Origin of the sequence: Teretinema zuelzerae (genome assembly GCF_021021555.1) — a bacterium.
In the GTDB taxonomy this organism is placed as follows: Bacteria; Spirochaetota; Spirochaetia; order Treponematales; family Treponemataceae; genus Teretinema; species Teretinema zuelzerae.
This window is the reverse complement of sequence record NZ_JAINWA010000003.1, coordinates 1064583-1086260: the sequence shown is the minus strand read 5'-3', so window position 1 is coordinate 1086260 and position 21678 is coordinate 1064583. Positions and strand designations below refer to the sequence as shown.

The 21678-nt window shown below is 60.9% G+C and carries 13 protein-coding genes; 9 read left to right on the top strand and 4 right to left on the bottom strand.

Annotation, left to right across the window (positions count from 1 at the left end; genetic code table 11):
• Positions 1 to 5: 5 nt before the first annotated feature.
• Both K7J14_RS11950 and uvrC read right to left on the bottom strand, forming a co-directional pair.
• On the bottom strand, positions 6 to 1742 hold the full coding sequence (locus K7J14_RS11950) for a capsule assembly Wzi family protein (protein ID WP_230756568.1): 1737 nt from the start codon (positions 1740 to 1742) through the stop codon (positions 6 to 8).
• The gene (gene uvrC / locus K7J14_RS11945; RefSeq protein WP_230756566.1) at positions 1739 to 3799 is read right to left on the bottom strand and encodes an excinuclease ABC subunit UvrC; all 2061 of its coding nucleotides are present in this window, start codon (positions 3797 to 3799) and stop codon (positions 1739 to 1741) included. The genes K7J14_RS11950 and uvrC overlap by 4 nt, the downstream gene beginning before the upstream one ends.
• 44 nt (positions 3800 to 3843) lie before the next feature.
• On the opposite strand from uvrC, the gene K7J14_RS11940 reads away from it, so the two are divergent.
• Genes K7J14_RS11940 through K7J14_RS11915 form a run of 6 tightly spaced genes read left to right on the top strand, consistent with a single transcriptional unit; the run spans position 3844 to position 11412 of the window.
• The gene (locus K7J14_RS11940; protein WP_230756564.1) at positions 3844 to 5361 is read left to right on the top strand and encodes a LamG-like jellyroll fold domain-containing protein; all 1518 of its coding nucleotides are present in this window, start codon (positions 3844 to 3846) and stop codon (positions 5359 to 5361) included.
• 17 nt (positions 5362 to 5378) lie between these two features.
• Positions 5379 to 8309, top strand: a complete 2931-nt coding sequence (locus tag K7J14_RS11935) for a tetratricopeptide repeat protein (protein WP_230756561.1) — start codon at positions 5379 to 5381, stop codon at positions 8307 to 8309.
• Positions 8284 to 9732, top strand: a complete 1449-nt coding sequence (locus K7J14_RS11930) for an NAD(P)/FAD-dependent oxidoreductase (RefSeq protein ID WP_230756558.1) — start codon at positions 8284 to 8286, stop codon at positions 9730 to 9732. Before K7J14_RS11935 ends, K7J14_RS11930 begins: the two co-directional genes overlap by 26 nt.
• Positions 9729 to 9911 (top strand): FAD-dependent oxidoreductase, encoded by a 183-nt coding sequence (locus K7J14_RS11925; protein WP_230756555.1) that lies wholly within the window; start codon positions 9729 to 9731, stop codon positions 9909 to 9911. Before K7J14_RS11930 ends, K7J14_RS11925 begins: the two co-directional genes overlap by 4 nt.
• On the top strand, positions 9908 to 11026 hold the full coding sequence (locus K7J14_RS11920) for an NAD(P)/FAD-dependent oxidoreductase (RefSeq protein WP_230756552.1): 1119 nt from the start codon (positions 9908 to 9910) through the stop codon (positions 11024 to 11026). The genes K7J14_RS11925 and K7J14_RS11920 overlap by 4 nt, the downstream gene beginning before the upstream one ends.
• 5 nt (positions 11027 to 11031) lie before the next feature.
• Positions 11032 to 11412, top strand: coding sequence for a DUF1667 domain-containing protein (locus K7J14_RS11915; protein ID WP_230758893.1), 381 nt, complete (start codon positions 11032 to 11034; stop codon positions 11410 to 11412).
• Here K7J14_RS11915 and K7J14_RS11910 read toward each other — a convergent pair.
• On the bottom strand, positions 11389 to 12519 hold the full coding sequence (locus K7J14_RS11910) for a M24 family metallopeptidase (protein WP_230756549.1): 1131 nt from the start codon (positions 12517 to 12519) through the stop codon (positions 11389 to 11391). The two genes, K7J14_RS11915 and K7J14_RS11910, sit on opposite strands and share 24 nt — an antisense overlap.
• A gap of 92 nt (positions 12520 to 12611) precedes the next feature.
• Between K7J14_RS11910 and K7J14_RS11905 the strand changes: the two genes are divergently transcribed.
• Complete coding sequence (locus tag K7J14_RS11905; protein WP_230756546.1) at positions 12612 to 13988, top strand: MFS transporter; 1377 nt, start codon at positions 12612 to 12614, stop codon at positions 13986 to 13988.
• A gap of 5 nt (positions 13989 to 13993) precedes the next feature.
• On the opposite strand, the gene murJ is transcribed toward K7J14_RS11905, so the two are convergent.
• Positions 13994 to 15562, bottom strand: coding sequence for a murein biosynthesis integral membrane protein MurJ (murJ, locus tag K7J14_RS11900; RefSeq protein ID WP_230756543.1), 1569 nt, complete (start codon positions 15560 to 15562; stop codon positions 13994 to 13996).
• Positions 15563 to 15651: 89 nt separating this feature from the next.
• On the opposite strand from murJ, the gene K7J14_RS11895 reads away from it, so the two are divergent.
• A complete protein-coding gene (locus K7J14_RS11895; protein WP_230756540.1) occupies positions 15652 to 20175 on the top strand; it encodes a 2-hydroxyacyl-CoA dehydratase in 4524 nt (1507 codons plus the stop codon).
• 112 nt (positions 20176 to 20287) lie between these two features.
• Positions 20288 to 21631 carry a hypothetical protein gene (locus tag K7J14_RS11890; RefSeq protein ID WP_230756538.1) on the top strand — a complete coding sequence of 448 codons (1344 nt, stop codon included), beginning with the start codon at positions 20288 to 20290 and terminating at the stop codon, positions 21629 to 21631.
• Positions 21632 to 21678 lie beyond the last annotated feature (47 nt).

Genomic DNA, 21678 nt, shown 5'->3' with positions numbered 1-21678 from the left:
TCTCGCTATAAACTCCAGCGGCAGCCCGCCTTCCAGATTGACTCGAAGGCGGTTTCGCCGCGCACATGGCCCGCGTTCTGCGTGAAGCGGAATTCCGCTCCCGCCTGAGCCGTCAGGGATTTCGCCAGCGGAACCTCCGCCGAGAGGCTGATCGTGTGCCGGTAGAGGTTCGGCTTCGCTTCGATGTCCGCGAGGGTCAGCCCCGTGAAGTCTTTGTAGGCGTCGAAATCGTAATAGACGGGAATATAGACAGGATCTCCCTTTGAATCTGTTCCGGTAATAATCTGCCCGAGGTAGACCGGCCCCTTGATCATAACGCTGTAGCCGGCTTCTACTCTGATTCCTGTTTTCGAAACTCCGGTCACGTTCAACGTTCCCTCGTCGAGATTTCCGCCCGCCGGATGTCCCAGGGGGATGTCGTAACCGTACCAGCCGCCGGCCGTCATCTGCCGCTGGTACATGACGAGCCAGGGCTGCCAGCGGTTGTATGTCCACGTGTCCACATGGCTGTATTCCGCCTCGACGGCGACCTTCCAGTCCCGGGATGAAAGCGGGAGCACCCAGGTCGCGCCGAGCTGCCAGGCCCAGCTGTTCGGTTTCGACTCCGCGTCCTGCTCCGCGGCCGACTTCGTGTCGTCCATGAGAAATTCGCCCCTGAGGAGGAGGCCGTCCACGGGCACGCCCCAGGCGTCGACGTGCAGGATGACGTTGCTCACTCCGGCGGTATAGGTGTTGTGCCAGTACACGACGGGAAGGAGGTTCGTCAGATCCGGGACCTTGCCGCCGATCAGCTGGAATTCGGAAATGCCGAGCCCGAGGCGGGGGTGGGGTTTGAACTCCGCCCGGTGGGCCGTGAACAGCTTGACGGGAGCGAGGTCGCCGCTGGCGTAGTCGTGGTTGCTCGCCGGGTCCCAGCCTGTGTTCGAGGTTTCGTCCGATCCCGGCGTATTGAGCGTGTACTGGACTTCCCGCTCGTCTTTCATGAGGTGGGTGGCCGAGGTTCCCCAGAAGGCGAAAAAGCGGAACGCGTCCGACCACCAGTTGTACTGGATCTGGTCGTACCATCGGGCCTGCCCGTTTAACAAGAGGTTCGAGCGGCCCAAGCCCACGCCGGTTTCGATGCGGCCGGCGACGATCGACGACTGTTCTCCCGTCCAGGAAAGATAGGCTTGTTCGGGGAAGCTCATATAGGATGCCCAATCAAGCGGCTTCCAGACGGCGCTGTAGCCTGACGCTCCCTTTTTCGAGGCGATGGTGTCGGTATTGAAGTCTATCTCGGTCGAGGCATACAGATGTTCGCTCGCGAAGGTTACGCCGAAGGCGATAACCGGATCGGCGAGACGGAACGCGTTCGCATAGAAAGGGTCCGATCTTCTGGAGAGGTTTCCCGCGGAGGGAAGGGGGTCGGAGGAACCGGCGTCTGCGCTCCAGCGTTGCGTTTCAAGGCCGCTCCAGCCGAGGAGGTAGGGATTGAACGCGAGAATCGGCGCGAATCCTGCCGTTTCGCCGCCGTTGTCAGTATTTCGGTCTATGTCTTCCAGAAGCCCAGAATAGAGAAGCTCCGCCTCGGTAAGGGTGCGGATCGTCGTGGGGAGATTGCGCCCGTTTTCTATAGCGCGGAAGCGGTTCCACAGCGAGGACGGTTCGGAAAACAGGCGGATGCGCGAGTCGTGCGCGAAGGCTGGATGCGGGAGGGCGAGGGCGGCGAATGCGCAGGCGCAGAGCGTGAAAAGTCGTTTCATTTTTCGGTTCCTTTTTGCGGATAGTCGCGTTCAGTTTCGGCGGCCAGAAGGGCGAGAGCCGCCATGTCCCTGCCCGATGCCGTTCGGGAATCCATCCCTTGCGCGCGTTTTTTCCGTTCTTGGGTTCGCTCCTCGAGGAGGGCGGGGAGGGCGGCCGCGGCTGTTCGGGCGGCTTCGAGCGAGATTTGAGCGGTACGGGCGATTTCCGCGATTCCGTCCGGTTCGGCGGCTTTTTTAGCGAGGCCTTCGAGGGAGCCGTAGGCGTCCAGGAGTTTGACTGCCTTTCGCGGCCCGATTCCGGGGAGGGACTCGAAGACGAGGGTGGTGTTTTCCTTGGTTCTGAGCTTTTGGTTGCGGGTCGTGGCGAAGCGGTGCGTTTCGTCGCGAACCCGCTGCAAGAGCCTGAGCGCGTCCGAGCGGCGGGGCAGGGAAACAGGCTCGGAGCGGCCGGGAAGATAGATTTCCTCGTCGCGCTTCGCCAAGCCGATGACCGGAATATCGGCGCCCAGAGCGTCGAGCACTCCGGTGACGGCGTTGACCTGGCCGATGCCTCCGTCGATGAGCAGCAGATCCGGCAAATCCTCGCCCTCGTTCATGAGGCGGGTGTAGCGGCGGGTGGCGGCTTCCCGCATCGAGGCGAAGTCGTCGATGACGCCGTCGGTGGTTTTCAGGCGGAAAATGCGGTAGTTTTTGCGGTCGGGGTTTCCGTCTTTAAAGGTAATGAGGCTCGCGACCGGAAGGCGTCCGCCGATATGGGCGATGTCGAAGCCTTCGATGCGCGAGGGGACGCGGGGAAGGCCGAGCAGGCTGCGCAGTTCCTCGAGGGCGGGGAAGTCCCCGTGTTCGCGCAGGCGCCGCCGGGCGTCTTCGCGGGCGTTGAAGCGGGCCATCGCCATCGCGGCTCGGTGGCGGTTTTCGGTCGTTCCTGATGACGCGTTGTGCGCGCCGCCTGACGCGGTGATTTCGGCGTCCGCAGCCTCGGCTCGAGACCCGGTTTCGCCGCGCGCTTCGGCCTCTCCTGAATCGGTTCCGGCGACAGCCTCGATCCGGGTTTCGACTCCGAGTTCTTCGGCGAACCAGCGTTCGGCGAGGGCGAGTCCGCTTTCGGAGGGAACGAAGATGCTGGGAGGAACCTGGAGGGGATCAGTGTAGCAGGCCATCAGAAATTCCGGCAGAATTTCCTCTTCGTCTTTGAGGCTCCGCACCCGGTAGAGGTCGCGGGAAACGAGCCTGCCGCCCCGCATGCGCAGGACGGCGAAGGTAACCATCGTGCCCTCCGCTGCCCAGGCGACGTAGTCCCGGGATTCCGGGTCCATGTCCACGACGGCGTTCTGCTCGCGCAGCGCGTGGATCGCCCGGATGCCGTCCCTCAGGCGGGACGCCTTTTCGAACTCGAGATTTTTGGCGGCGTCCTTCATCATCCGTTCAAGTTTCGGCACGGTGTCCGCGGGGTCTCCTTCCAGGAAGAGGAGGATTTCCTCCATTTCTGCGCGGTATCCTTCTTTGTCGATTTTTCCGCAGCAGGGGGCGCTGCACCGTCCGATATGATAGTAGAGGCAGGGCTGAGCGCGTTTTTTCAGGACGCGGCACTGTCTCATCTTGTAATTGCGTTTTACGAAATCAAGAAAGTCGTCGATGGCGTTCACGTCGGGGAAGGGGCCGAAATACCGCCCGCCGTCGTTTTGAATCCGCCTCGTCCGGTAGATGCGGGGAAAGTCCTCGCCGGTAATCTTGATGACCGGATAGGTTTTTCCGTCCTTGAGGTTGATATTATATCGGGGCTTGTGTTTTTTGATGAGGGTGTTCTCCAGAAGGAGAGCCTCGTACTCGTTTTCCGTGGTAATATATTCGATCGACGACGCCCGGGACACCAGAATGCGTGTTTTAATGTCCCGATGAGAGGTAAAGTAGGATGAAAGACGGTTTTTCAGCGATTTCGCCTTCCCGACATACAGGATTACGCCGGCTTCATCCTTCCACAAATAGACGCCGCTCGTTTTCGGCGCGTCCAGGGCAGCCGCATGGAGTTTTTTGCGAATTTCCGTCTGCTCTTTCATTGGATTTATCATACCATCCTGCCGATACTCTGATAAGTACTGTTATGCAAAGAATATCCACCCTTGTACCCGTTGCGCTTCTCCTGATTTCCTCCCTGTCTCCCCTCCCGGCTTCGGAGCGTTCCGCGACCTTCGGAGGCTCGTCCGGCTGGGACGGTCTTTCGTATGTGCGGAACCTCGACACCGCTCCGGGGCGTCTGGGCGAAAGCGCCCTCGTGCTTTCGAGCGCCGCCTCCGCTTCTGTAGGGGAAGCCGATCTCCGGATCGATTTCGACAGCGCCCCCTTTTCGGACAGAAGCGGTTTTTACGATTCCGTTTCCTCCTCTCTGTTGCAGACGGGCCAGGCCCGGGCAATGCGGGGCAGGGGAGCCGCCCTGTGCAATACGGTGGGCTCCGGCCTCGTACTGCGGGGGAAAACGGGAAGCCTGTTTTCAACGCCCGGAAATCCGGGGTCTTTTACCATAGAATTCTGGATGCAGCCGGCGGTAACGGAAAACGGAAGCGTTCTCTTCCAGTGGCGTTCCTCCCGGACCAGCCGCGTCGGCTCCCTCTATCAATACATCCGCTCGAGCCTTTTTAATAACCGGATGGTGTGGGATTTTTCCAATATCTGGGTCACCTCCGCGGGAATGCCCCTGGAGATCACCATGACCGGGCGGACGAACCTCATTCCCGGAACCTGGGGCCATCACCGTCTCATCTGGGACGAACAGTCCGGCGCGCTCGAGTACCGTTTCAACGGCGTTACCGAAGATATCCGCCATATTACCTCTTCGGGAACCGAGACGGGAGACGTTCACGCGGCGGTTTTCGGATCTCCCGCCGATATAGAAATCGCCCCGCGCTTTTCGGGCCTCATCGACGAGTTCCTCATCTCGCGCGAGAGCCTGTCCGCAGACTCCCTCGAGGACAGGCGGAAGCTCATCTCGCGGTATCCGGAAAGCGGAGGGCGCTTTGAAACCCCGGTCATCGACTCCGGCAGAGCCGGCTCCGTTCTGAAAACGGTCACGGCCGTCTCCGATGTTCCGCCTCAAACCGGCATATCCCTTTTCGCCCGCGCGGGCGACGAGATGTACCGATGGACCGAATCGGATCCCCCCTGGACCCCGCTTGCAGGCGGCGCGCCCCTTTCCGGGCTTACGGGCAGATTCTTCCAGATCGCCGGCGAGCTCTATCCGGACGGAACGGGGAGCAAAACTCCGTCCCTTACCTCGCTCACCGTGCGCTACCTTGAGGACGAGGCTCCCTGGCCGCCGGTCAAGCTTTCGGCGTCTCCCCGGGACAAGGCCGTCGCTCTGAGCTGGCCTCCCTCGGTCGACGGGGACGCCGCGGGCTATCTTGTCTATTACGGCGACAGGCCGGGCGAGTATCTGGGGGCCCGCTCTCCCATCGACGCCGGCTCTTCGCGCGCCCTGATCGTCGACGGGCTCGCGAACGGCAAAACCTATTATTTTTCGGTGGCGGCCTACGATTCCGCCGGAACCAGCCGTCCTGGCCCGCTGTCCGCGGAAACATGGGCCCGGCCCGAGGCGGGAATCATTTCAGAATCACCTTCCCGGTGATGTTCAGGAGAGAGAGCATGGCAGATCAGTCAACAGTGGTATTGGAACGGGCGAACTCAGCCCTCGTCGCCCGGGATTTTACATACGCGGAAAAACTGCTGGTCAATCTCCTCAGGCAAGAGCCTTCCCACGGAAAGGCCCTGGACCTGCTGGGAACCGTCTACACCCGCTCGGACCGCTGGGAGCAGGCCCTGTCCGTCTATCTCAAACTCTCCGAAATCAATCCCGACAACGTCGAGGTCCTCAATAACCTCGGCGTCATATACCGGAGAATCGGCCGGTACGAGGATTCCATCTCCGTCCTGACCCGGGCCCGGGAAACAGGGCAGGACACGGAAACCGTCCTCTATAACCTGGGAAACACCTGGAAGCAGATGGGCGATTACGCCCAGGCCGCCCTGTGCTTTTCGGACGTAATCGACAACAAGCCCGACGACGTTCTGGCCTATAACCATCTGGGAAGCATCCACGCCCTCAGCGGCCGCCACGACCTCGCCCTTCAGGCCTACCGCCGCGGTCTCCAGATCGACCCCAACCATCCGTTCATCCACTACAACATGGCCCACTCCTACGAGGCGCTCGGCCGCCCGTCCGAAGCCGTCGGCGAGTTCACCGCGGCCCTCAAGACGAAGCCGGGCTGGCTCGACGCGCTCCGGGATCTCGCGAGCCTCTATCTGCGGCAAAAGGACGAAGCCTCCTGCCTTTCGACTCTCCGCCGCATCCTGGCCGTCGATCCCTCCGATACCCGCGCCCTCGTCGAAATGGGATCGATCGCGTCCAAGAACGGCAGAACCGCCGAGGCCGCGGCCTATTATTCGTCCGCGCTCAAGGCCGACCCCTTTCATATTCCCGCCGCCCTCGGCCTTGTCCAGCTCCGCGAGAAGGAAGGAAAACTCGACGACGCCCTTGCCGATCTGCAGTCCCTGAACGCCCGCTCGCCCGGCCTTCCGGACGTGCTGATCCATCTTGCCCGCCTCTACGTCAAGCTGCAGCAGTATCCCGAGGCGAAAGCCGTGTTCCGCGATCTCGGCGGAACGGAGTCCGAAAACATCGCCGCCCTCAGGCTCCAGGGCAGAATGTACGCCCAGCTCGGCGAAAACGAGCAAGCCGAACTCTGCTTTTCCCGCATCCTCGCCCTCGACCCGGCCGGCATCGATTTCAGGATCGACTTGGCCGAACAGCTTCTGCAATCCGGAAAACTGCCGGAGGCCGAGGAACAGCTGCTAGCCTATCTCAACGAGCGCCCCCGCGACCATGAAGTCCGCATTTCGCTCGGCCAGATTTACGAACACATGGGCGACTTCGACCGAGCCCTCGCCGCCTATCAGGAAGTCCTGGCGCGCGAACCCGAACAGGTCGACGCGCTGACCGCCCTCTCCCTCCTCTATCAGCAAACCGGAAACAACACCGAAGCGGTGCGAATCGCCGACGACATCGTCAACATGCAGGGCGGCCGCGCCTCCACCGATGACCTGCAAAACCTCGCCGGCTCCCTCGACCTCTACGAAAAAGCGGTAAAGCGCTACGGTTCGAGCAATATTTCGACCATCAGCCGCAACCTCGAACTCCTCCGCTCGCGCTCGATTCCCGACGAAGGCCTGGACGCTGTCGACGAGCAAACGGGAGAAGAATCCGCCGCGGAAGAGCCCTTCATTCCGGTCGACGAAGAGTCCGACGCCATGAATTTGTTCGAAGACGAAGACCTGATCGAAGAAGGCGAAATGCCCTTCGACGAACTTCTCGACCTGACCGAAACTCCGGAAGACGATTTCGAATCCGACCCGCTGGAAAGCCTCGTGGATTTCGAAGAACCGATGGACGGATCAACCGGCCAGCCGGCGCCGGGGTATGAAGACGAGCCGGGATTTTCCGGAGACGACGACGGAAATAGCGAATTGCAGCTGAAACCGGACGCCGAAACCGCGGACGAACCTCCGGCTCCTCCGGAGATTCCGCGGCAACCGCCGGTTCAAAGCTCGCCGAACCCTCCGTATTCCCCTCCGCCTCCTGCGGCCCGCAATCCGCTCGATGCTCCGCCCCCTCGCCGCGAACCCCCGCTTCCGCCTGCCGAGCCGGTCGAATCGGCCGAGCCTGCCCCGTTCCCGGAAAGCCCCGAGCCTCCGAGCGAGTCGCTTCCGCCGGAGCCTGATCTGGAACTCCCCCCCGAACCAGAAGCTCCCTTTGAGCCGGATCCCGATCTGGAACTCCCTCCCGAGCCTGAAGCTCCCTTCGAGCCGGATTCTCTGCCTGAACCGGAAATCGAGCCTGAAGCTCCCTTTGAGCCGGACTCTCTACCTGAATCGGAAATCGAGCTTGATCCGGATGAAATGAGAGTGTCCGAAGAAGAGGAATCGTTCTCATCCGGCGACGAAGAAATCTCCCTCGCGCCCGGCGAAGCCGCCGACTCGGCGATCGGCGCCGCAATCGGGGCAGAAAATTTCGGCGCGGACGGGGAGAATCCGGTCATCGGCGACGAATCGGCCTTCGACCGCCCCTGCCGGCAGCGGCACCCGTCGGGATTCCCCGTGTGCGCGCCGGTTCTTGGCCCCCCGAAGTACGAAGAGGTTCTCTCGGCCCTCAGCCCGACCGATCTTCTGGGTCTGTTCACCTACCTGAAAACAATCACCCTCGCCCTTCCGGACGAAGAGCTCGCCGATTATCTTCTCAGCGGGCAGCGCATCCAGATGGAATACATCATCGACCGCCTCTCCGGAAAACCCGGGTTGAAGAACGATGTGCGGGTTAAACGCATCCGCGACGCCGTGCATCTGGGCCGGGTGAGATCGGGCGAGGCGAAGGTGAAATCGATAACCGATTTCGATGAAATTTTGAGCATTCTGGAAAATCTCGTCTCCGAGCTTCCCGACCAGGGCTTCGTGGCGACGTTCAAAAACAAGCTCGAAACGATACGGAGCAGGTATAATGGACAAAACAGCGAACGGAATTGAGTCCTACGACGTAGCGATCATCGGAGCCGGCGTGTGCGGAGCCTCGATAGCGAGAACTCTTTCGCGCTATAAGATCCGCGTCGCCCTCCTGGAAAAAGAGGTCGACGTCTCCTTCGGCACCTCGAAGGCGAATTCGGGAATCGTCCACGGCGGCTTTCATCATCCGGGAAAATACCTGAAGTCCCGGCTGGAAATCGAAGGCGCCGCCCAGTTCGACCGTCTGCGGCGGGAACTGGGCTTTCCCTTTACGCGGTGCGGCATACTCGTCGCCGCCCTTCATCCGGATGAAATGCTCGCCGTCGAGCACCTGTATCGGCAGGGCAGGGAAAACGGCGCTCCGGGAATCGAACTGTGCTCCCGCGAGCGGATCCTCGAGCTCGAGCCGAAGCTGTCTCCGGAAGTGATCGGCGGTTTGTACGCCCCCTCCGGCGGCATCGTGGAATCCTACCGCTTCGTATTTTCAATGGTCGAAAGCGCGAAAAAAAACGGAGTCGAGCTGTTCGCTTCTTTTCAGGTTTCAGGAGCACAGCGGAGCGGCGAAGAATGGGTCCTGCAGTCCGCCGACGGAAGAACTCTGCGAACCCGGTACGCGGTGAACGCGGCAGGGCTTTTCGCCGACGAGGTCTCCCGCTGCTTCGGAGCCGAATCTTTCGAAATCAGCGCGCGCAAGGGGGAATATTTTCTCCTCGACCGTCTCGCGCCCTGCCGTCCGGAGCGGGTCGTGTTTCCGGTTCCCTCGAGCGTTTCCAAGGGAATGCTCGTTATCCCGACAGTCGAGGGAACCACCCTCATCGGCCCGACCGCCGACATCGTCGACGATAAAACCGATGTTTCGACGACGGCCGAAAAGCTCGCCCTCATCACCGCCTCTGCCCGTTCCCTCGTCCCCTCTGTGTCCGAGCGGGACGTGATAACCAGCTTCGCGGGACTGCGGCCGGTTCTCGGAGAGGATTTTTACATCGATTTTTCGGCGAAGGTTCCCGCCCTCGTCCATGTAGCGGGCATTCAGTCCCCCGGCCTTACCGCGTCGCCGGCCATCGGCGAATACGTGAAAAATCTCCTTCTCCGCGACGGCCTGGAATTGTCTGAAGATCCCTCCTGGGACCCCTATCTTCCTTCTCCCGTGAAGGTACGCGCTCTCGCCGCCGCTGAACGCTCCCGCCTCATCGCGGAAAATCCCGCCTACGGGAACATCGTCTGCCGCTGCGAGGAAATCAGCGAGGGCGAAATCGTGGACGCGATCCGCCGCGGGCATACGACTCTCGACGGCGTAAAGTTTTATACGAGGGCTCAGATGGGCCGCTGCCAGGGCGGATTCTGCAGCTACAAGATTATCAAGCTGATCATGCGGGAAACCGGCATGACCTGGGATCAGGTGACGAAGCGCGGCGGAAGCAGCTTCGTTCTGGAGGGCGAACTGTGAACGGATTTTCCTGCGACGCCGCGGTAATCGGCGCCGGAGCGGCCGGAATGGCCGCGGCCCTGTCCCTTCATGAACGGGGAAAAAGCGTCATGTTGATCGACCGCGAGGAAGCCATGGGGGGATCCTCCTCCAGTGCATCCACAACGGCTTCGGCCTTCAGCATTTCGGAGAGGAGTTGACCGGCCCGGAATTCGCTTCGCGCTTTGAACAGCGCGTCCGCGCCGCCGGAATCCCCTTCCGCGATGGAACCACCGTGCTGTCCCTCGAGCGGACCGACTCAGGCTTCGCGCTCGGCCTATCCTCCTCCCGCCGGGGCTATGAACTGATCGAGTGCCGCGCCGTCGTTCTCGCGATGGGCAGCCGCGAAAGGAACCGCGGAAACATACGCATCGCGGGTTCGCGACCCGCCGGCGTCTTCACCGCCGGCCTCGCCCAGCGCCTTCTCAATATCGACGGCTATGTGCCCGGAAAAAAAGCCGTCATCATCGGCTCGGGCGACATCGGCCTCATCATGGCCCGGCGCATGACCCTCTCGGGGGCCGAGGTCGCGGCAGTGGTCGAAATACAAAGCTCGCCCTCCGGCCTCACCCGCAACATCGCCCAGTGTCTGAACGACTTCGACATCCCCCTGCATCTGTCTCACGCGACGCTGCGCATCCTCGGCCGCGACCGCGTAACCGGAGTCGAGATCGCGCCGATGGAAAACGGGGCGGTGCAAACCGGAAAATCCTTCGTCATCGGCTGCGACACCGTTCTCCTGTCCGTCGGCCTGGTTCCGGAAAACGAGCTTTCCGCCCGGACCGGAGTCGCGCTCAGCCAGGTGACCAACGGACCGCTGGTCGACTCCCGCCTGATGACCTCCGTTCCCGGCGTATTTGCGGCGGGAAACGTCCTGCACATACATGATCTGGTCGACCGGGTCGCCGAGGAAGCCATCAGGGCCGGCAAGTCCTGCGCCGACTGGCTCGATTCGGCCGGCGATCCGGCTTCCGGCGGACATGAGCGCGGCCCGGAAATTCCGCTCCGCGCAGGAACCAATGTCCGCTATGCCGTGCCTTCGTCCTTCGATCCCTCCCGGGCGACCCGGGTGTCCCTGCGCTCCCTCGTTCCCTTCGAGCGGGCGCGTCTTGTCCTGACCCGCGAGGGAAGGGAAGTGTGGTCGCGCAAACTGTCGTGGGTGACCCCGGGAGAGATGATCGCCTGCGATATTCCCGCGGGCCTTTCAGCCGGAGACGCGGCGGGGCAGGGCGCCTGCACCGTGTCCTTGACCGGAGACGAAGGAGGTTCCAATTGAAACAGATGGTGTGCATCGTGTGCCCGAGGGGCTGCCGCCTGACCGTTTCCGATGAGCCCGGGCTCTCGGTTTCAGGCAATGCCTGCCCCCGCGGAGAGGCCTACGGAAAAAGCGAGGCGACCGATCCCCGCCGTTCCGTAACCGCGACCTGCGCTATCTCAGGGCTTCCCGCGGACATACCCCTGTCCTTCCCCCGCCGCATTCCGGTCCGAACCACGGCGCCGATCCCGAAGGACGAGGTCTTTTCTCTCGTCGCCGAGCTGATGAAGATACAAAAAACCCTTCCGGTGAAGGAAGGGCAGCTGATTCTCGATAAATGGAAGGGAACCGATGTTTCGGTCGTCGCGACCCGGTCTTTGTCTCTACCCGAGCCTGACGATGCGTGAGCGGGTGAGCGGCCTGTTTCCCTGTTCCGTGATGAGGATCGAGTTTTCCAGCCGGCATCCGCCGTGCTTTGGGTCGTAGAGGCCCGGCTCGAGGGTGACCGCCATTCCCGGCTCGAACACCCAGTCGTTGTCTTCACGGTTTCGCACCGCCGGTCCTTCGTGCGGCTCAAGCCCGATCCCGTGTCCGAGCCCGTGCGGCATCGTCTTTTTCGCCTTTCGGAATATTTCGTCTACCTTGAGCGAAGCGTCCCTTGTAAAGTTTCCCGGCTTGTATATTTCCAAAGCGGCCTTGTACGCTTTTTCCACGAGGGTTATCTGCTTTTCCTGAGCGGTCGTCAACGGGCCGCTGGCGAAGGTCATGGTGACGTCGCTGGAGTATCCTTCAAATTTGATGCCGAAATCCAGAATCGAAAGACCCTGGGCGGGGAAAGCCCCCGATGTATACGCCGGGAACGCGTGGATTCCCCAGCTCCGCGAAGGTCCTGCGGCGAGCGTTTCGAAGCTCGTGCCCTCGGCTCCCGCCTTTCTCGCTTCCTTTTCGATCAAGAGCGCAACGTCGAGTTCGGTCGCGATCTTGCCTGAGCGAACCTGGTCTTCGATGCGGTCCATGATATCGTTGGTGATGGCGCAGGCTTTTTCCAGGAGAGCGATTTCGGTTTCGTCCTTTATGGATCTCATCCGCGCTATTTCGGTATGTACGCCGGTTTCCCGGCACAGCACGTCGTATTCGGGGAGCGCTTCGACGTAGCGGAGAAATACGGGATACGGCGTGACGGCCGGTATTTCTATGCGCGAGCGATGCGGGGCTCCCACCTGTTCGGCGATTCCCTTTATGGCAGCCACTGGATGGCGGCCGAAATCGGTGTATGGTACGACCACATCCACCTGGGCCTTCTGATAAGCGAGGTTTTCATCCCAGGGGCAGAGAACGCAGTGTCCGGTGATGGTTAAAATCAGCAGCGCATCGGAGGGATGGCCGGAAAAATAACGAACCGCGGGGTCTCTGCGGCCTTCTGTATCTTCAAGCACCACCATCGCGATGCTGTTTCTCGCCATCCAGGTGTATATTTCCGAGCGGCGTCTCAGGTAAACATCAATTTCATCCATAGGTTCTGTCAATATACTTCAATTTCTTTGACAGGGTAAAGTAAATCGGCTATCATGAGCCGGAAAAACGCAGATTGTAAAGGAACATTGGCATGGCCCTCTCCCGCGGCAAGAAACTCCTTTTTCCCCTCGGCCAGTTCGGACTGGTCTTGAGTTCATACGGCGTTCTCAGACAGTTTTCGGATTTTTACGTCAGCCGTCCCGGAAGCGACTCCGTGTTTCCCGTCCACCTGTATCAGGGATACCTCTTCGGCCTGTTCACGGTAGCCGGTTTGATCATCGCGTTGAGCCGCATCGTAGATGCTTGCGCCTGTCTCTGCGCGGGCTGGCTTTCGGACCGCTTCAGTCCGGTCCGCGGCTTCAGAAGAACCGGTTTCATGGCCTTTTCCGTCCTGCCCGTGGCACTCTTCTCCGTTCTCGTTTTCACTCCCCCGACTCAAGAACTGTACCGCCTCAATTCAGTATTCGTTCTTGTCCTCTCGCTTCTTTTTTTTGTATTCCTTTCGTTATATACCGTTCCGTACCTCGCCCTGCTCGCGGAGATCGGCAGAAGCCCCCGCGTGCGCATGCAGCTGTCCACCCTCATGGCCTGCGCCACCGCCTTCGCGAGCCTCCTCGGAAACCGAGCCTTTACTTTCGGCGCCCTTTTTTCTTCGCGCTTCGGAATGTCGATGGAAGCGGGCTATCGGGCGGTTCTCGCCGTATTTGCCCTGCTTTCGGCGGTCTGCATGCTTCTTCCCGTGCTCTTCCTGAACGAAAGCGCGGAAACGGTGGCCTCTCCCGTGCGTGACAGCTTTCAGGACGCCGTCTCCGCCGTATTCCATGATTCTCATTTCAAGCATTATCTGATAGCCGACATTCTCTACCGCGTTTCATCGGCCTTCATCGTGTACGGATTTTCGTACTATGTCACGGGACTGCTCTCCCTGCCCCAGGAAAGCGGAGCCTTCCTCCTGTTGGTCATCTTCTTCGCGAATCTCGCGCTCTACATACCGGTATACGTCGTGTCGCAGCGGCTGGGAAAGAGGAAGATTCTGTTCATCGCCTTTTTCATGTTCATGCTGTTCATAGCGGGCGGAGCCTTCGCCGGAAAATATCCGATCTCCGCGATGAGCCAGGGCTATCTTTTCGCCTTTCTTCTGGCGATCCCCCTGTCGGTCTTTTCCGTCGTGCCCAATGCCCTGATTTCAGATCTGGCAGTCGCCTCGGAGCGGAAAACCGGCGTATTCCGCAGCGGAATGTATTTCGGCATCCACGGCTTCGCCACCCGGTCCGCCCAGCTTGCCGCCGTGGTTCTGGTACCCCTGCTACTCAGGATCGGAAGCGCCTCCGAATTCGCGCGCCGGGCGGGAATCACCGGAATGCGCGTCACCCTCGTTCTGGCCGCCGTATTCTCCCTCACCGGTTTCCTCTTCCTGTTCGGCTATCACGAAAAGGAAGTCTCGGTGCTATTGGAAAAAAATCCCTGACGACGCTAATTCTTTCCGCTTCCTCTGTTCTTCAGTTTCGACAGTATTCCGAGCAGAATCCGGTCGCGGGTGATCGCGAGAAGCAGCACTCCTGCCGCCGCGAACAGGAAGAGAGTTCCCGCGAGCGGAACTCCCTGGGCGATCAGCCTTCCGCTGCCGGCGAACCGGTCTTGAAGACGCGGGAGGGCCAGAGCCGCGGGCCAGGCGGCCAGGGCTGAAAAAAGCGCCATTTTCAGCGTGTAGCCGACCGTCGACCTGAGAATGCTTCCCGCCGAAATCGAGCCGTTTTTTCTCATGAACAGAAAAAGAAACGCCGTATTCGCCGCGCTCGCGAGGCTGAGGGCCAGCGCGATGCCGCCTCCCCTCATCGGTCCGACGAGGACGAGGGCGAGGGCGATGTTGACGATAAATGAAAACAGTCCCGCGTAGGTGGGCGACTTCGTGTCCTGCTGGGCATAGAAGGCAGGAGCGACTATCCTGTTGAGCGCAATGAAGTAGAGCCCCGCGATGTGCCAGGTAAAGGCCGAAAGCGTGAGGCGCACGGATTCTTCGGTGAAGCTTCTCGTCTGGAACACCAGGCGGATGATGTTTTCTCCGCAGATCAGCGAAAAAAAGGTCACCGGTATGGTGATGAGCGCGATGATCTTCATGGATACCGATAAAAGTCCTGCGAAGCCGGCCCAATCCTTTTTATTCGCCTGGGCCGAAAGATCCGGCAGAATCACCGTGCCGATGGAAACCGCGAACACTCCCAGAATCAGTTCCTGCAAGCGAAGCGAATAGCCGAGGCTCGACACGACTCCGGGCCCGGCGTTTCCCGCCAGAATGGTGCTTACGAGGTCGTTCAGCTGATACGCGGCCATTCCGATGATAGTCGGGCCGACCAGTCTGATTACCCGTTTGGTTCCCGGATTCGTGAAGGCTTTTTTCAGCGAGACGAAGCGAAGGGCGTAGCCCTGCTTGAGAACGAAGGGGAGCTGAAAGGCCGCCTGCAGCGTTCCTCCGGCGATGACGCCGATCGCCATCGCGCGCGCCGGGTTTTCCGTGAACGGGGAGAGCAGCCAGGTAAGTCCGATGATGCAGAGGTTGAAGAGTATCGGGGTGAATCCCGAGGGAGAGAAAATTTTCAGTCCGTTGAGGATTCCCTGAAGGAGGGCCGCGATCGAAATGATTGCGAGGTAGGGGAACATGATGCGCGTCAAAAGGACCGTTTCGCCCGTCGGGGTGCCGAAAAAGGGCACGATTAGGGGAGCGGCGAGCATTCCGAGCGCAGTCGTAAGAGACGTAACGCAGGCGAGGAAGGTGAAGGTCGCCGAAACGAACTGCCGGGTTTCGTCCGCGCTTTTTTCGTCGAGATAGCTGCGGAAGGTCGGGATGAAGGCGACCGACACGCTGTTTTCCGCGAAGAGCTTGCGCAGGAGGTTCGGAATCACGAAGGCCACGGAAAACGCGTCCGAGAGGGCGGAGGTTCCCAGAAACGCGGCCTTCGTCATCTCCCGTATCAGTCCGAGAACGCGGGATCCAAGGGTGAGGACAAGCAGGCTCGACCCGCTTTTTACCAGTGATTTAGCCATAGAACACTGACAATACCACAGACTTTCCTTCAGGAACAGAGCGGAAATCCGGCTTGAAGGTCTTTTGCATCTGTGGCATCATGCGTGACATGAAAGAACAATCTGTAATACGCGTCGGCATCGATGTGGGTTCAACTACGGTAAAGGTCGTCGCTCTCGATGCGGACGGCTCGACTCTGTACAGCAAATACGAAAGACATAGAGCCGATATCCGGAGCACCATCATTTCGGTCGTGGACAATGCTCTGACTATAATAGAAGATTTATTCCGCTCCCGGGGAGACGCCTCGCCCAAGCTGAGCGTGAAAGTCACCGGTTCCGGCGGGCTCGCCGTATCGCACTGGCTCTCGGTGCCCTTTATCCAGGAAGTGGTCGCCGCCACGACGGCCGTGCGGAAAATCATTCCGAAAACCGACGTAGCCATCGAACTCGGCGGCGAAGACGCGAAGATCACGTACTTCACCGGCGGGGTGGAGCAGCGCATGAACGGCACCTGCGCCGGCGGAACGGGAGCCTTCATCGATCAGATGGCGGCCCTTTTGGAAACCGACGCCGACGGCCTCAACGACCTCGCAAGAGGCGCGACCATCCTGTATCCCATCGCCGCCCGCTGCGGCGTGTTCGCGAAAACCGACATCCAGCCCCTCATCAACGAGGGAGCGAGACGGGAAGACATCGCCGCGAGCATTTTCCAGGCGGTAGTAAGCCAGACTATTTCCGGCTTGGCCTGCGGAAAACCCATCCGCGGCCGCGTCGCCTTCCTCGGCGGACCGCTGCACTTCATGGACCAGCTCCGCCGCCGGTTTATCGAAACCCTCAAGCTCAAGGACGATGAAATCCTGATCCCCGAAGATTCCCAGCTCTTCGTGGCAGCCGGCGCCGCCTGGTCGGCCGAGCTTCCCGAAGCCGAATCTCTCGGACCGGCGATGACCTTCACCCCGGTAGCTTCTCCCTCCGTTCCGGGAAAGGCGCCGCGAGCGCGCTTCTTCGAAATCGGCGAGCTGCGGACCGCCCTCAAGACCCTGGTGAACGCGGAAATGCACGAGGTTCAGCGCCTCGAGCCCCTGTTCGCGAACGAGCGGGAATTAGAGGAGTTCCGCGTCCGCCACGCGTCTGAAATGGCCGCCTCGGCAGATCTCGATACGGTCAAGGGCCCCGTGTTCCTCGGTCTCGACGCCGGTTCCACCACCACCAAGGCCGTCCTCGTCGACGAGCTCGGCCGCATTCTCTGGCGCTTCTACGACGTGAACGGCGGAAATCCCGTAGACCTCGCGGTGCGCGTCCTCAAGGACCTCTACCGCCGCCTTCCCTCTGGCGTCCGCATCGTCCGCTCCTGTTCCACAGGCTACGGCGAAGCCCTCTTCCAGGCCGCTCTCGGCGTCGACGCCGGCGAAGTTGAGACGATAGCCCACTACCGCGCCGCGGACTTCTTCGTCCCCGGAGTCGAGTTCCTTCTGGACATCGGCGGCCAGGACATGAAGTGCCTGCGCATGAAGGACGGGGCCATCACCTCGATCCAGTTGAACGAAGCCTGCTCCTCGGGATGCGGAAGCTTCCTCGACAACTTCGCCCGCTCCCTCGGAATGGACATCCACGCCTTCTCCAACAAGGCCCTCCTCGCCGACAAGCCGGTGGATCTGGGAAGCCGCTGCACCGTATTCATGAACAGCCGCGTCAAACAGGCCCAGAAGGAGGGAGCGTCCGTAGGCGACATCTCCGCGGGCCTGTCGTATTCCGTCATCAAAAACGCCCTCTTCAAGGTTATCAAGCTCCGCGACGCCTCCGCCATCGGCGAAAAAGTCGTCGTGCAGGGCGGAACCTTCAATAACGACGCGGTTCTCCGCGCCTTCGAGAAAATTTCCGGACGCAACGTGTTCCGTCCGGACGTGGCCGGCCTCATGGGCGCGTACGGAGCCGCCCTCATCGCCCTGGACCAGTGGAAGGACGCCGGCTCGCCCGCGGACGCCCGCACAGGACTCGCGACTCCCGAACAGCTCGAAAGCTTCGCGGTCGAACTCGAACTGCGCCGCTGCGGCAAGTGCTCGAACAACTGCCTGCTTACGATCAATACCTTCACCTCCGGCGTGGTCACCTCCGGTCCCGTTGAACAGATGGTCGCGCCTCCCCGGCGCTTCATCACCGGAAACAGATGCGAACGCGGCCTTGAAATCGACCTGTCCGTAAAACCGGAAGCCGGCTCGGCGACCCACGCGGACAGCTCCGCCCACATGATCGCGGAAAACAACGACGAGCCCCACGGCCTTGAAAAACCCGAAAAGCCCCCGGTTCCCAACCTCTTCGACTGGAAGTACCGCAGGCTGTTCCGCTACAAGCCGCTCTCCCACGAAGCCGCAACCCGCGGGGACGTCGGAATTCCCCGGGTTCTCAACCTCTACGAAAACTACCCGTTCTGGTTCACCTTTTTCACCAAGCTCGGCTTCCGCGTCCGGCTCTCTCCCCGGTCGAGCCGACACATCTACGAACTGGGCCTGGAATCGATTCCCTCGGAATCGGTGTGCTACCCCGGAAAAATCACTCACGGCCACGTCGAGGCCCTGCTCAAAGCCGGCGTGAAGTTCATCTTCTATCCCTGCGCCCCCTACGAGCAGGTCGAGGATCCGGGCGTCGGAAACCACTATAACTGCCCGATCGTAACGAGCTACCCGGAAGTTCTCAGGAACAACATGGACGCCCTCAGGCAGGACGACTCCATCCGCTTCATGAACCCCTTCCTTCCCATAGACGACGAAAAGCGTCTGGTCGAGCGCCTCTTCGAAGAACTCGGCGGCGAGTTCGGCATTTCCCTCGAGGAAATAACTTCCGCCGTCCGCGACGGCTGGGCCGAGCAGGACGCCTTCCGCGACGAAGTCGCCCGCAAGGGAGAGGAGACGATTGCCGAAATCCACGAACGCGGCCTGAAGGGAATCGTTCTCGCCGGCCGCCCGTACCACCTGGACCCGGAAATCCATCACGGAATTCCGGAGCTCCTCACGGGGCTCGGCCTCGCGGTTTTGACGGAAGATTCAGTCGCCCAGCTCGGAGCCGTCGAACGCCCCTTGAGGATCGTCGACCAGTGGACCTACCACAACCGCCTCTACCGCGCGGCCCAGTACGTCACGTCCAATCCCGATCTCGAACTGGTTCAGCTGACGAGCTTCGGTTGCGGCCTCGACGCGGTAACCGCAGACCAGGTGCAGGAAATTCTCGACGCCAAGGGCCGGATGTACACCCTCGTCAAAATCGACGAAGGCTCCAACCTTGGCGCCGTGCGGATCCGCATGCGCAGCCTCATCGCCGCCATTCGCGAGCGCGACCGCAACGCGACGAAGCTGAAATTCAAGTCCTCCGCCCATCACCGGGTGGTGTTCACGAAGGAGATGAAGAAGCGGTACACCGTTCTCGCTCCGCAGATGTCTCCCATCCATTTCCGCCTTCTGCAGAAGGCCTTCGAATATTCGGGCTTCAATTTCGTGATTCTGCCTGACGTGGACACGAAGGCGGTCGATTACGGTCTCCAGTACGTCAACAACGACGCCTGCTATCCGTCGATCCTCGTCGCCGGCCAGATGATCTCCGCGCTGAAATCGGGCGAATACGACCTCGACAGCGTCGCCCTTCTGATCACGCAGACCGGAGGCGGCTGCCGCGCTACGAACTACATCGGCTTCATCAGGCGCGCCCTCTCGGACATCGGCTGGGGCCACATCCCGGTCATCTCACTGAGCGCCCAATCGTTCGAGAAGAACCCGGGGTTCAAGATGACTCCGGCTCTCATCCACCGCTCGATGATGTCCGTCATGATCGGCGACCTCCTCATGCGGGTTCTCTACCGCACGCGTCCCTATGAAAGCGTACCTGGCTCGGCGAACGAGATGTACGAAAAATGGAACACCCGAGCGGCGGCCCAGCTGAAGTCCCTGTCGATCTCCGGCTACCACCGGCTCGTCCGCGACATCGTCCGCGATTTCGACTCCCTTCCCCTCGAACAGGTCCACAAGCCGAGGGTCGGCGTCGTCGGCGAAATTCTGGTCAAGTTCCACCCCACCGCCAACAACGACATTTTCGGCACCATCGAAAACGAAGGCGCCGAGTGCGTGGTTCCCGATCTCGCGGACTTCCTCTTTTATTCGTTCGTGAACGGCGTGTACAAGCACAAAAAGCTCGCCTTCCCGAAATCCTCCGAGCGCACCGCGCACCTTCTGGTATGGTTCCTCGAACTGTACCGATGGAAGATCAAGAAGGAGCTTTCCGCGAGCGTGCGCTTCACTCCGCCCGAGTCCATCTACAAACTCCAGGACGGGGTCGACGACATCGTTCAGCTCGGCAACATGACGGGCGAGGGCTGGTTCCTCACGGCGGAGATGATCGAGCTGATCCACACCGGCGTTCCCAGCATCGCCTGCGTTCAGCCCTTCGCCTGCCTCCCGAACCACGTCACGGGAAAGGGCATGATCAAGGAGCTGCGCCGCCGCTTCCCGCAATCGAACATCGCCGCCATCGATTACGATCCGGGCGCGAGCGAGGTCAACCAGCTGAACCGTCTGAAGCTTCTGCTGGCGAACGCTCCCAAGGGCGCCCACCCGGACGAAACGAAGACAGCCGGCGCCCATTGACCGCCGGTCCGGGCCTGCGCGAACCGCTGAACCGCTGAACCGTTTCGGAGTCCGGGCCCGCGCCCGGGCTCCGGTTCAGCTTTATCGCCGGCGTGCCGATAACCAAAGGGATATGAAACGACTACATACGCGATCCATCGCCGCCCTCCTGTGCCTCGGCGCGGCGATTTCAGTCTACGCTTCTCCTCCGTCCGCCGCCGTCCCGTCCGGATTCGTCGAATCGGCGGGAATCCGCACGAAAATGGCGGAATCCTGCTTGTCGGCGGACCCGTCCTCCGTTCTCGGCCTCAAGGACGAGCTGTGCATGGAATCGGGCGTCCATCCCTTTTCCTTTTCCGTCTCGCAATCGGCCGACCGTTCAACCCTTGAAGTCTCGTTTTCTCCCCTCTACGCCTCCGGCCGGCAGGGAACCTGGATTCTCGAACGCGATCTCCGCTCGGGAGAACCCCTGGGCATCGTCGTGTATCCGGTTCCGGACCCGGAAGTGAAAGTCATCATTGCGCCCGGGGCCGCAGGAAGAACCGAAAACGATTCCATTTCGCGCCTGACTCTGGAAATCCACGGCCTTCCCCTGGTCCGCGACATACCCGTCGGCATTCCCTTTTCGTCGGTTTTCACCCGTCCCTTCGAACACATCGTCTCCCTTACCGCCTCCGCAGTTCCCTGGCATCTGCTGCGCCCCGTCGGCGCCGATTATCGCGACATGGCCTCTGCCGTCGAAACCCTCCGCGAACGCCTTCCCTCTCTTGTCTACCTCGACGACGGCGCCTTCGACCACGACGGAAACCCCGTATTCATCGCTTCGGGAGAGCCGCAGACTCCCGCCGATATACTGAAAGCACTCCCCGAAGGCAGCCTTCCCGGCGCCCTTGAAGGCGGCGTGAACTGCTCCGGTTTCGCCAAATGGGTCGTAGACGGCGCGATAAAACCGATCACCGGCTCGAACACCCGCATCGACGCGCTGAAGGGTGAAACCTCTTCCCCGAAAACGCACTTCACCGAGCCCTTCCGCGATTCGCGCGACCTGTATTTCGGCCTGAACTGGACCCGCCACCTCGCCTCCGCCGCGGTTTCTGCCCGCCTCAGGCGGACCAAGCTTCCTTCGAATTCGGGCGTAGACGTGACCGTCGAACCGTTTTCCGCCTCCTCAGGCTACCAGGAGGCGGTCGGCTACAAGGTTTCCGAGCTCATGCCCTATCTTTACTACCTCGCCGCGAGCGAAGGCGGCCACTTCTATCTCGGCGCGATAAGCCGCGAACGCGGGGAGCCGCTTCTCCGCCAATATCATCACATCGCCCTCTTTTTCCCCTGGTTCGACGACGCGGGCGCCTTTCATGTCGCCGTGTTCGAAAGCGCCCTCGAAACGCCTCCGGAGAAGTTCGTTTCTGCCAATTCCGACGCCTGGGTGCACCTGGTTCGCGTGCGCGTGCCGCAAACCGGCTATTTCTGGCCGTAGAAAAACGGTGTTACCATCGCCCGTCTTCGTTACTTTTAATCGCAAGG